Below are 11846 nucleotides of genomic sequence, written 5' to 3'. Positions count from 1 at the left end.
AGCCAGGAAATCTTTCAGCAGCCTTGCAGACCCGGTTGTGAATAGCAGACGCCGAATCACGGTTCGGCGTCGGTTTTTCCAGTATCGCGTGTAGGACTTAATGAACCAGCATGCCGGTAAACCAGTAGGCCTGGGCCAACGTGATCAGGCCGACAATCGTTGCAAAGAATAGGCTGTGTTTGAGGGTGAAACGGAACAGATCCGATTCCTTGCCCACCAGCCCGGTCGCCGCGCAGGCCACCGCGATCGATTGTGGCGAAATCATCTTGCCGGTCACGCCGCCGCTGGTGTTCGCCGCTACCAGCAAGGTGTCGTTGACGCCGATCTGGTGCGCGGTGGTGGCTTGCAACGAGCTGAACAGCGCGTTGGACGAGGTATCGGAACCGGTCAGGAACACGCCCAGCCAACCCAGGAACGGCGAGAAGAACGGGAACGCTGCGCCCGTGCCGGCCAACACCAGGGCCATGGTCGACGACATGCCCGAGTAGTTGGTGACGAAGGCGAAGGCCAGCACCATGCCGATGGACAGGATCGGCCAGCGCAGTTCGAAAAGCGTCTCTTTAAAAGTGGTAAGACCAGTTTTGATGTTGATCTTCAGTACCAGCATCGAGATCAGTGCGGAGAAGAAAATCGCCGTGCCGGTGGCGGAAATCGGATCAAGCTTGAACACAGCCGGGATGGCGGTGGGGTTGATCACGATGGGGGCGACCTTGATCACCATCTGGTCCAGGTGCGGGATGGCGAAGTTGAACACCCAGCCGTACATCGAGCCGCCCGCGGCGAACATGGCCTTGAACGGCTTGAGGGTCCAGATCGTCACCAGCACGGTCAGGATCAGGAACGGCGACCAGGCCTTGATGATTTCCCCCAGGCTGTAGGGCGAAGCCACGGTGCTGCGCGGCTGGCCGAAACCGCCGACGCTGGCGGTGACCGTTGCGCTGGACGTCGCCCCGGCAATCTGGGCGCCGGCGGTGCGCTTGGGCTGCCAGACTTTCAGGAACAGGGTCAGGGAAATCAGGCTGGCCAGGGCCGAGGTGATGTCCGGCAGTTCCGGGCCGATGAAGTTGGAGGTGAAGTACTGGGTGATGGCGAAACTCAAGCCGGCCACCAGCGCTGCTGGCCAGGTTTCCCGCACGCCGCGCAGGCCGTCCATCATGAACACCAGCCAGAACGGTACGAACAGCGACAACAGGGGCAGTTGGCGACCGGTCATGGCGCCGATCTTGAAGGCATCGATTCCGGTGACCTGGCCGGCCACGATGATCGGAATGCCCAGGGCGCCGAACGCCACCGGGGCCGTGTTGGCGATCAGGCACAGGCCCGCGGCGTACAGGGGGTTGAAGCCCAGGCCGACCAGCAGCGCGGCGGTGATCGCCACCGGTGCGCCGAAGCCGGCGGCACCTTCCAGGAATGCGCCGAAGCAGAAACCGATCAACAGCACTTGCAGGCGTTGGTCATCGGTAATCGACAGCACCGAGCTGCGAATCACCTCGAACTGGCCGCTCTTGACGGTCAGTTTGTAGAGAAACACCGCGGCGACGATGATCCAGGCGATGGGCCACAGGCCGTAGGCAAAGCCATAGCCGGCGGCGGCGAAGGCCATGTCGGCGGGCATGTTGAACGCGAAAATCGCCACGGCAATCGCCAGGGCCAAGGTGATGCTGCCGGCCACATGGCCCTTGAGGCGAAACACCGCCAAGGCCAGGAAGAAAAATACGATGGGAATAACGGCCGCGAGTGCGGACAAGCCGAGGCTGCCGAGCGGGCTGTAGAGCTGTTGCCAGGTTTGCATCATGGGTGGGCCCCTAATTGTTGTTGGTCAGGCACTGATCAGCGGATTTGGTTAATTGGTAATACCAATTTACAAGCGCTGTTGGCTAGGGTAAAAGCCTTGGTTGTCGTGTGTCAATTTGCCGCCCTGAAACTTTCGTCGAATAAGCGGTGCAGAGGGCATCTGATCCGTTCGAACAAATGGCTTTTGGTGGGTGTAGGTACGGCCCGGATGGGCCAGAATAGAGAGCCCGGCGAGCCGTCGGGATCGTGGAGAATTGAGTTATGGGGTTTGATCAGATTCGTCAGCGCCGTTTGTCTGACGATATTGTCGAGCGGCTTGAAGGCATGATCCTTGAGGGCACGCTGAAGTCCGGCGAGCGCCTGCCGGCCGAACGGACCCTGGCCGAACAGTTCGGCGTGTCACGTCCTTCGTTGCGCGAGGCGATCCAGAAACTGGCCGCCAAGGGCTTGCTCGTCAGTCGCCAGGGCGGCGGTAACTATGTCGTCGAGTCACTGGGCTCGACATTCAGCGATCCGCTGCTGCAACTGCTGGAAAGCAATCCCGAAGCGCAACGTGACTTGCTGGAGTTCCGTCACACCCTGGAGGCGTCCTGTGCGTACTACGCGGCACAACGGGCCACGGATGTGGATCGCGAGCGGCTGACGGCAGCCTTCGGCGAGCTGCAGGATTGTTACTCGCGCCACGACGAGGTCAGCCGGGCGGAGGAGGGCGCGGCAGATGCCCGGTTCCATCTGGCGATCGCCGAGGCCAGTCATAACGCAGTCTTGCTGCACACCATTCGGGGCTTGTTCGACCTGCTCAAGCGCAACGTCGTCACCAACATCGGCGGCATGTACAAGCAGCGCAGTGAAACCCGCGACATGCTGATCAGCCAGCATCGGGAGTTGTACCAGGCCATTATGGAAGGGCATGCCGAACAGGCGCGGGAAGTGTCCAGCCGACATATCTTGTATGTGCAGGAAGTCTTGGAGGAGGTGCGCCAGGAAGTGCAGCGGGTGGCGCGGGCGGAGCGGCGCAAGGGGATGTGAGCGTGCTTGCGAAGCCTGTGGGAGCGAGCTTGCTCGCGAATGCGGTCAGTCTGACCCATCAATGTTGAATGAGTCGACGCCATCGCGAGCAAGCTCGCTCCCACAATTGGATCTTTGGTGAACGCAGGGTTTGCGTATCGCCGCGATCCTGTGGGAGCGAGCTTGCTCGCGAAAGCGGTCGGTCTGACCCATCAATGTTGAATGAGTCGACGCCATCGCGAGCAAGCTCGCTCCCACAATTGGATCTTCGGTGAACGCAGGGTTTGCGTATCGCCGTGATCCTGTGGGAGCGAGCTTGCTCGCGATAGCGGTCCCAAGGACGAAAGAATCAGTCTTCCTTGCCCTTGTTGCGCACCGCACGCTGCAGCTCGCGGCCGGCGTCGCGTTCGCGTTCGGTATCGCGCTTGTCGTACTCCTTCTTGCCCTTGCCCAGGGCAATTTCGCACTTGATCAGGTGCTTGCTCCAGTACAACGACGTGCAGACGCAGGTGTAGCCCTTCTGCTGCACGGAGGCGAAGAGCTTTTCCAGCTCGCGCTTGTTGAGCAGCAGCTTGCGCGAGCGCACCGGGTCGGCAATCACGTGGGTGCTGGCGGTGGTCAGCGGCGTGATATGACTGCCCAGCAGCCAGGCCTCGCCGTCCTTGAGCAGCACGTAGCTGTCGACCAGTTGCGCCTTGCCGGCACGCAAGCTCTTTACTTCCCAGCCGGCCAGGACCATGCCAGCCTCGAAACGCTGTTCGATGAAGTAATCGTGTCGCGCCTTTTTATTTTGCGCGATGGTCCCTGTGGGGTGTTTCTTCTGTTTAGCCATAGGGGCGGCATTATAGGCAGTTGCGGGCGTGTCGGCTACGGTGAACCTGCGTGCTTGAGCACGTTGAGTGAATCCCGGACAATGCGGCCTCTTTTTTGAACGCTTGGGCGTGATCACGATGTCGACAGACAAGGTTTCTGTCCACGGCAGTTGGGCTAGCCGCTGGGTCTTCATACTCGCGGCGACCGGTTCTGCCGTGGGGCTGGGTAGTATCTGGAAGTTTCCGTACATGGTCGGCGTCTACGGTGGCGGCGCCTTCGTATTGATGTTCCTGGCGTGCATCGCGCTGATCGGCGCACCGGTGATGCTGGCCGAGACTCTGATCGGGCGTCGGGCCCGGCAAAGCCCGGCCAATGCCCTGAAGGTACTGGCGGTGGAGGCGGGACACTCGACCAAGTGGTCGTGGGGCGCCTTCGCCGGGATGATCACGGCGCTGTTGATCCTGTCTTTCTATAGCGTGGTCGGTGGCTGGTCCCTGGACTACATCATCGACATGGGGCGTGGGGATTTCCAAGGGGCCACGCCGGATCAGGTGGGCGCCTACTTCGGCAATGTGATCGCCGATCCCTGGAGGCTGACCCTTTGGCACACGATCTTCATGGTCCTCTCGGCGGTGGTGATTGCCCGGGGCGTGGTGGCCGGACTCGAGCGCAGCCTGCGGATCATGATGCCGTTGCTGTTCGTGATGATCCTGGTGCTGCTGGGCTACAGCATGACCACCGGGCATTTCATGGAAGGCGTGCATTTCATGTTCGACTTCCAGCCGGAGAAAGTCCTGGACGGCCTGCTGCCGGCCATGGGACATGCGTTTTTCTCCCTGAGCGTCGGGGTCGGTTCGATCATGATCTACGGCGCCTACATGCCCAAGAACGCCTCCCTGACCCGAACCGTCTTTGGCGTCGCGCTGCTGGACACTTTCGTGTCGCTGCTGGCGGGTGTGGCATTGTTTCCGATTGTGTTCGCCGCAGGCCTGAACCCCAGTGAGGGGCCGGGGTTGATGTTTGTCAGCCTGCCCTTCGCCTTCGGCAGCATGGCTTTCGGCCAAGTGATGGGCGTGGTGTTTTTTGTGCTGGTGGCCATCGCGGCCTGGAGTTCGGCCATTTCCCTGTTGGAACCCATGGTGGCTTACTTGGTCGAGCGGACCCGCATCAGCCGCGCCTGGGTGACGTTCTGGCTGGCTTTCACTTGCTGGTTTGTCGGCCTGGGTACGGTGTTTTCCTTCAATATATGGAAGCAAGCGAAGTTTTTCGTGAACGAAGGCGGGCTGTTCCATCTCTATCAGTGGGGGGCGACCGGAGGGCTGGATTTCTTCGGCGTGATTGATTTCTTCACATCTCGGATCATGCTGCCATTGGGTGGTTTGTGTTTCGTGGTGTTTGCAGGATGGGTCATGGGGCGCGATGCGGTGCGTGATGAACTGTCGCTGCGCAGCCCGGTATTGTTTGCCTTGAGCCTGTTCTTGATGCGCTATGTGGCGCCCATCGGCATTCTCGTAGTGTTTGCCGCCCAGCTGTGGAAGTGACGCTTACATGACGACACATATTCAACGCTCGGCCTTGCTGCCCTACCCGGCGCAGGCGCTGTATGACCTGGTCAACGACGTGGCGAGCTACCCGGAGTTCTTGCCGTGGTGCTCATCCGCCGAGGTGCTGGAAAGCTCCGAAACCCAGATGCGCGCCAGCCTCAACATTGCCAAGAGTGGCTTGAGCCAGCGCTTCGTCACGCGTAATACGCTGGTGCCGGGGCAGTCCATCGAAATGAACCTGGAAGAGGGGCCCTTCAACCAGCTCCACGGCGTCTGGGTGTTCAAGCCGTTGGGTGAGAAGGCCTGCAAGATCAGCCTGGACCTGTCGTTCGACTACGCCGGCCCGCTGGTGCGAGCGACGTTGGGGCCGCTGTTCAATCAGGCCGCCAATACGCTGGTTGACGCGTTCTGCCAGCGGGCCAAGCAGAATGCAGAGCTCAAGCGTTGATTGAGATAGAAGTGGTGTATGCCGCGGTGGACCGCCAGGTCTTGCGCACGTGCATGGTGCAGGAAGGCACCAGTGTTCGCGCGGCACTGCTGGGCTCGGGGATTGCCGATGCATTCCCGGAGCTGGACCTGGCGACGTGCCCGGTGGGGATTTTTGGCAAGGTGGTTGCCGATCCGGCTAATCAAGTGGTGCAAGCGGCGGATCGATTGGAGATTTATCGACCTTTGTTGGCTGATCCGAAGGAAATTCGTCGCCTGCGCGCGGCCAAGGCTGCCCAGGCGCGACAATCGGAGCAATAACCTGGCTTGAATGGCAGGCAATAAAAAACCCGGCATGCCGGGTTTTTTCATGTCGCAATTTATTGCGGCGAGGTGTCCAGCGGCTCTGGTGTCGGGACCGGTACGGTCTCGACTTTGTCCACGTCCTTCTGGATCTGGTCCAGCAACGAACCTGGCTTGACCGGTTTTTCCGGTTTCGGCTGTTCGGCGTTCTGGGTCGGATCGGTCACGGTGGTGCCGCTGTCCTTGCCCATGATGGCCTCGTCGCGGCTCACGCCAGGCATGAAATCGCCCGACAAGCTGACAAGTTGGTCGTCAGGACTGAAGATAACGCTGATGCGTTCCTGTTGGCGCTCACCGCCGCCAGGCTGCAAGCTGTACAGATAATCCCAGCGATCGGCATGGAACGTGTCGGTCAGCAGAGGGTTACCCATGATAAACCGTACTTGCCGGCGGGTCATTCCCGGGCGTAACTGGTCTATCATGTCCTGCGTGACGACATTGCCCTGCTGGATGTCGATTTTGTAAACCCCGGGGAATGAACAACCGGCGAGTGCGAGCAGTCCCACAAAGGTGAAACTGGTTAGCAAGAGCTTGGTGTTTTGCATCGGTGGGCGACTTCCACTATCTTGGCTGGGACAACGTAAACGCCGATCATACCCGCATTAAGAGAAGCTGCGAAGCAGCATCGCGAGAAAGCTGACCATGGTTGAAAATAGCGAACTACGCAAAGCCGGCCTCAAAGTGACCCTGCCACGGGTCAAGATTCTACAAATGCTCGATTCCGCAGAGCAACGCCACATGAGTGCCGAGGATGTCTACAAGGCGCTTATGGAGGCTGGCGAGGACGTCGGTCTGGCCACGGTTTACCGTGTTCTGACCCAGTTCGAGGCAGCTGGCCTTGTGGTGCGACACAACTTCGACGGAGGCCATGCGGTCTTCGAACTGGACGATGGCAAGCATCACGACCATATGGTCAACGTCGAGACCAGTGAAGTCATCGAATTCTTCGACGAAGAAATCGAGCGGCTGCAGAAAGCAATCGTCGACAAGTATGGTTTCGAGATGGTTGATCACAATCTTGTGCTGTACGTACGCAAGAAAAAGTAAGCATGTCGCGCGGACTTGAGGTTCGCGAAACGAACGAAGGCGACCCCAGGGTCGCCTTCGTGCTTTCTGTCGCTCTCAGATTTTGGCGGTAACGACCATTTTTTTCGCGTGGGCCAGGGATTCCTTGGTGAGGTCGATACCCCCGAGCATTCGCGCCACCTCCTCCACTCGCTCGTTTTTGTTGAGTTTGGACACGGCGGTGCGAGTCGCGTCCTCGCCACGCACTTTGTGCACGAATAAATGCTGGTGTCCCTGGGCGGCGACCTGGGGCAGGTGAGTGACGGTCAGCACCTGGCCGCGTTCCCCCAGTCGGCGCAGCAACTGGCCGACAATTTCCGCGGTTGGACCACCGATGCCCACGTCCACTTCGTCGAATACCAGTGTTGGCACCCGAGAGGTCTGCGCGGTGATGACCTGGATAGCCAGGCTGATTCGCGACAACTCACCGCCGGAGGCGACTTTGGCCAGGCCCTTGAGCGGTTGCCCGGGGTTGGCGCTGACCAGCAGTTCCACCTGTTCCAATCCATTGGGTTGGAGCTCGTCACCGGCGTTGGGGCGCAACTCGATGGTGAAGCGTCCACCCGGCATGCCCAGGCGCTGGATCTCCTGCTCCACGGCACTGGCCAGCCCTGTCGCGGCCTGGCGCCGCAGTTCACTGAGCTCCTTGGCCTTTTCCTGGTAATGACGGGCATAAGAAGCCAGTTCGTCCCCCAGGCGCTCGATGGATTCATCGTTGGCGTTCAGGGTTTCCAGTTCTTCCAGCAGGCGCTGCTGGAGTTCGGCAACGTCGGTTGGCTGGATGCGGTGCTTGCGTGCCAGCGTATAGATGGTGTCCAGGCGCTCTTCCAGGTACTGCAGGCGCGCCGGGTCGGCATCGAAATGATCGAGGAAACGGTTCAGTTCCCCAACGGCTTCCTCGACCTGGATCTGCGCGCTCGTCAGCAGGTTGGTCGCTTCGTTCAGGGAACCCACCGAATTGTTCACGCTGGAGAGTCGGTTCAGGCTCGCTGTCAGGGCATTGAGCACATTGCCCGAATCACTCTCGCTGCATTGTTCGACCACCTGTCGGCAGATGCCCAGCAGGGTTTCGGCGTTGGTCAGGTTCTTGTGTTCCTGCTCCAGTTCTTCCAGTTCATTTTCGCCCAGGGACAGGTTCTCCAGTTCTTCGAGCTGGTAGCTCAATAGCTGGTGACGGGCACGCTGTTCGTCGCCGGAGTTGGAAAGGCGGTCGAGTTCCTGCCGAGTCTGGCGCCAGCGTTGGGCGGCCAGTTGGACTTGCCGGGCCAGGTCGGTGGCGCCGGCGTATTCATCCAGCAGGCGACGATGGGTATCGGTCTTGAGCAGGGATTGGTGTTCATGCTGGCTGTGGATGTCGATCAGCAGTTCGCCGAGGGCCTTGAGATCGCCCAGGGGGCAGGGCGTGCCGTTGATGTAGCCTCGGGAGCGGCCTTCGGCGGTGATGACCCGGCGCAGGATGCACAGGCCTTCGGTGTCCAGGTCGCGTTCGGCCAGCCAGGCGCAGGCCTCGGGGATGTCGACCAGGTCGAACGTCGCCAGGATGTCGGCCTTGTCCGCTCCGGGGCGCACCACGCCGCTGTCGGCGCGGTCACCCAGCGTCAGGCCCAGGGCGTCGAGCATGATCGACTTGCCCGCGCCGGTTTCACCGGTGATCACGCTCATGCCTCGATCGAGTTCGAGGTCGAGATGTTCGACGATGGCGTAGTTGTGTACGGACAGGTGCACCAGCATAAGGCCGCTCCCAGGCTTTAGGTCTGGTTATTTATACAGTGTTTTGTTTCGGCCTGACAATGCCCGCGCTTAGCTCGATTTGCTTGGGAAAGTGATTTTCTTAGCGCCGCGAGGAATGATTATGCAGCTGCTTTTTGTAAGGTTAATTCGTCAGTTGGCCCTTGAAGCTGGAAAACCCGGCCCCATATACCGGGGCAGAAGCGCGAGTCGAGCTCGCGGACGAAGTTGAAAGGAGAAATCTCTATGGCTGACGAACAGACGCAGGACACGCAAAATCTAGACGCCAATCAGGCTTCCCAGGATTCCGGTGAAGACCTGGCGGCACGTGTACAAGTGCTCGAGGAGCAACTGGCCGGTGCGCAGGATCAGGCGTTGCGTGTAGCCGCCGACCTGCAGAATGTCCGCCGTCGCGCCGAGCAAGATGTAGAAAAGGCCCATAAATTCGCCCTGGAGCGTTTTGCCGGCGACCTGCTGCCGATCATCGACAGCCTGGAGCGCGGCCTGGAGCTGTCCAACCCGGACGACGAAAACATCCGTCCGATGCGTGAAGGCATCGAGCTGACCCTGAAAATGTTCCAGGACACCCTCAAGCGTTATCAGCTCGAAGCCCTTGATCCTCATGGCGAGCCCTTCAACGCCGAACATCACCAGGCCATGGCGATGCAGGAAAGTGCCGACGTCGAGCCAAACAGTGTCTTGAAGGTTTTCCAGAAGGGCTATCTGCTTAACGGCCGTCTGCTGCGCCCGGCCATGGTCGTGGTCAGCAAGGCGCCGGCACCGGTTTCGCCTTCTATTGATGAGCAGGCTTGAAATCGGGCGCAGCGGCCCCATCTATAAGTCAAGCGTTTAAGTGCTACCGCAGTTAGCCACCACTGCTGCGGCAACCAAATCCAAGTTCCGGGAGAGTTAACATGGGCAAGATTATCGGTATCGACCTGGGGACCACCAACTCGTGCGTCTCCGTGCTGGAAAACGGCAAGGCCAAGGTTATTGAAAACGCTGAAGGCGCGCGTACCACGCCGTCGATCATCGCGTACGCCAATGATGGCGAAATTCTGGTTGGCCAGTCGGCCAAGCGTCAGGCAGTGACCAATCCGCATAACACCCTGTACGCGGTGAAGCGTCTGATCGGTCGCAAGTTCGACGAAGAAGTCGTTCAGAAAGACATCAAGATGGTGCCTTACAAAATCGCCAAGGCTGACAACGGCGACGCCTGGGTTGAAGTGAACGGCCAGAAAATGGCACCGCCACAGATCTCGGCTGAAATCCTCAAGAAAATGAAGAAAACCGCCGAAGACTACCTCGGCGAAGCGGTGACCGAGGCGGTCATCACGGTTCCAGCCTATTTCAACGACAGCCAGCGCCAGGCGACCAAAGACGCCGGCCGCATCGCGGGCCTGGACGTAAAACGTATCATCAACGAACCGACCGCGGCCGCTCTGGCCTACGGTATGGACAAGGCCAAGGGCGATCACACCGTGATCGTCTACGACCTGGGTGGCGGTACCTTCGACGTCTCCGTGATCGAGATCGCTGAAGTCGACGGCGAGCACCAGTTCGAAGTACTGGCCACCAACGGTGACACGTTCCTCGGTGGTGAAGACTTCGACATCCGCCTGATCGACTACCTCGTCGACGAGTTCAAGAAAGAAAGCGGCATGAACCTCAAGGGTGACCCGCTGGCCATGCAGCGCCTGAAAGAAGCCGCTGAAAAAGCCAAGATCGAACTGTCCTCGAGCCAGTCGACCGACGTGAACCTGCCGTACATCACCGCAGACGCCACCGGTCCTAAGCACCTGAACGTAAAAATCTCCCGCGCCAAGCTCGAAGCGCTGGTGGAAGACCTGGTTCAGCGCACCATCGAACCTTGCCGTATCGCCATGAAAGACGCCGGTATCGACGTTGGTTCGATCAACGACGTGATCCTGGTGGGCGGCCAGACCCGTATGCCGCTGGTTCAGAAGCTCGTGACCGACTTCTTCGGCAAAGAAGCCCGCAAGGACGTGAACCCGGACGAAGCCGTTGCCATGGGCGCTGCCATCCAGGGCGCTGTTCTGGCCGGTGACGTGAAGGACGTTCTGCTGCTCGACGTCAGCCCGCTGACCCTGGGTATCGAAACCATGGGCGGCGTGATGACCGCGCTGATCGAGAAAAACACCACGATTCCTACCAAGAAATCCCAGGTGTTCTCGACGGCTGACGACAACCAGGGCGCCGTGACCATCCACGTGCTGCAGGGTGAGCGCAAGCAGGCTGCCCAGAACAAATCCCTGGGCAAGTTCGACTTGGCCGAGATTCCACCAGCACCACGTGGCGTGCCACAAATCGAAGTGACCTTCGACATCGACGCCAACGGCATCCTGCACGTCGGCGCGAAAGACAAGGCCACTGGCAAGACTCAGTCGATCGTGATCAAGGCCAACTCCGGCCTGTCCGAGGAAGAAATTCAGCAGATGGTTCGCGATGCTGAAGTCAACGCCGAGGAAGACCGCAAGTTCGAAGAGCTGGCCAGTGCCCGTAACCAGGGCGATGCCCTGGTGCACTCGACCCGCAAGATGATCGCTGATGCTGGCGAGAAAGTGACCGCGGAAGAGAAAACCGCCATCGAAGCGGCCGTGGTTGCCCTGGAAGCCGCTGTAAAAGGCGACGACAAGGCGGCCATCGAGGCGAAGATCGAAGAGCTGTCCAAGGTCTCCGCGCCAGTGGCTCAGAAGATGTACGCCGAGCAGGCTCAGCCCGCTGAAGGCGCGGCTGCCCAGGGCGAATCGGCCGAAAAAGCCGACGACGTCGTGGACGCCGAGTTCGAAGAAGTGAAAGACCACAAGTAACTGCTTGTTGGTCGGCCGGTTGACTGCATTTGTGCGGTGGCTGGTAGGATGTCGCCGCGCGGGGGCTTGCTCCCGCGTTGGCGTGTCTGGAGCTAGGGAATTTTTACAGCATGCGACAGTGTTCGGATGTTGGCGGTGCGTTCGGGAATGCTCCTGCTTTCCGGCAATGAGCACTGCGTTTTGGCCGGGGCCCTGGCTGAAATATTTAAAGACCAGGATCGTTGAATTGACGTGAGTTGGGTCCGGGCCTGTATTGGGGCTCAACGAGTTTGGC

General features: G+C 59.9%; 11 protein-coding genes. 7 read left to right on the top strand and 4 right to left on the bottom strand.

All coding sequences use genetic code 11. The annotated features are described in order from the left end of the window. Positions 1–97: 97 nt before the first annotated feature. Positions 98–1792, bottom strand: a complete 1695-nt coding sequence (locus AO356_RS07560; protein ID WP_060743082.1) for a lactate permease LctP family transporter — start codon at positions 1790–1792, stop codon at positions 98–100. Between the two features lie 263 nt (positions 1793–2055). Here AO356_RS07560 and AO356_RS07555 point away from each other — a divergent pair, with 263 nt between their 5' ends. Beyond that, complete coding sequence (locus tag AO356_RS07555) at positions 2056–2823, top strand: FCD domain-containing protein (RefSeq protein WP_060739232.1); 768 nt, start codon at positions 2056–2058, stop codon at positions 2821–2823. 328 nt (positions 2824–3151) lie between these two features. Here AO356_RS07555 and smpB read toward each other — a convergent pair whose 3' ends face one another. Continuing rightward, positions 3152–3634: an SsrA-binding protein SmpB gene (smpB, locus tag AO356_RS07550; protein ID WP_042730880.1), complete on the bottom strand. Its 483-nt coding sequence runs from the start codon at positions 3632–3634 to the stop codon at positions 3152–3154. Positions 3635–3752: 118 nt separating this feature from the next. Here smpB and AO356_RS07545 point away from each other — a divergent pair, with 118 nt between their 5' ends. Genes AO356_RS07545 through AO356_RS07535 form a run of 3 tightly spaced genes read left to right on the top strand, consistent with a single transcriptional unit; the run spans position 3753 to position 5906 of the window. Then, entirely contained in the window at positions 3753–5156 is a 1404-nt protein-coding gene (locus tag AO356_RS07545; RefSeq protein WP_060743081.1) for a sodium-dependent transporter, read from the top strand. 7 nt (positions 5157–5163) lie between these two features. Further along, positions 5164–5607: a type II toxin-antitoxin system RatA family toxin gene (locus AO356_RS07540; RefSeq protein WP_060739231.1), complete on the top strand. Its 444-nt coding sequence runs from the start codon at positions 5164–5166 to the stop codon at positions 5605–5607. Beyond that, the gene (locus tag AO356_RS07535; protein ID WP_060739230.1) at positions 5604–5906 is read left to right on the top strand and encodes an RnfH family protein; all 303 of its coding nucleotides are present in this window, start codon (positions 5604–5606) and stop codon (positions 5904–5906) included. Before AO356_RS07540 ends, AO356_RS07535 begins: the two co-directional genes overlap by 4 nt. A 59-nt stretch (positions 5907–5965) precedes the next feature. Here the strand turns inward: AO356_RS07535 and AO356_RS07530 are convergent, their stop codons facing one another. After that, positions 5966–6493, bottom strand: a complete 528-nt coding sequence (locus AO356_RS07530; protein WP_060739229.1) for an outer membrane protein assembly factor BamE — start codon at positions 6491–6493, stop codon at positions 5966–5968. A 97-nt stretch (positions 6494–6590) separates the two neighbouring features. Between AO356_RS07530 and fur the strand changes: the two genes are divergently transcribed. Further along, the gene (gene fur / locus AO356_RS07525) at positions 6591–6995 is read left to right on the top strand and encodes a ferric iron uptake transcriptional regulator (protein ID WP_003197684.1); all 405 of its coding nucleotides are present in this window, start codon (positions 6591–6593) and stop codon (positions 6993–6995) included. A 75-nt stretch (positions 6996–7070) separates the two neighbouring features. On the opposite strand, the gene recN is transcribed toward fur, so the two are convergent. After that, positions 7071–8744, bottom strand: coding sequence for a DNA repair protein RecN (gene recN / locus AO356_RS07520; protein ID WP_060739228.1), 1674 nt, complete (start codon positions 8742–8744; stop codon positions 7071–7073). A gap of 243 nt (positions 8745–8987) precedes the next feature. Here recN and grpE point away from each other — a divergent pair, with 243 nt between their 5' ends. Both grpE and dnaK read left to right on the top strand, forming a co-directional pair. Continuing rightward, positions 8988–9554 (top strand): nucleotide exchange factor GrpE, encoded by a 567-nt coding sequence (grpE, locus tag AO356_RS07515; protein WP_060739227.1) that lies wholly within the window; start codon positions 8988–8990, stop codon positions 9552–9554. 101 nt (positions 9555–9655) lie between these two features. Further along, the gene (gene dnaK / locus AO356_RS07510) at positions 9656–11572 is read left to right on the top strand and encodes a molecular chaperone DnaK (RefSeq protein ID WP_014336568.1); all 1917 of its coding nucleotides are present in this window, start codon (positions 9656–9658) and stop codon (positions 11570–11572) included. The last annotated feature ends 274 nt before the right edge of the window (positions 11573–11846 follow it).

Source organism: Pseudomonas fluorescens, assembly GCF_001307275.1.
Lineage (GTDB): Bacteria > Pseudomonadota > Gammaproteobacteria > Pseudomonadales > Pseudomonadaceae > Aquipseudomonas > Aquipseudomonas fluorescens_AA.
The sequence above is the reverse complement of the archived record's forward strand: the minus strand, read 5'-3'. Positions and strand labels throughout refer to the sequence as shown.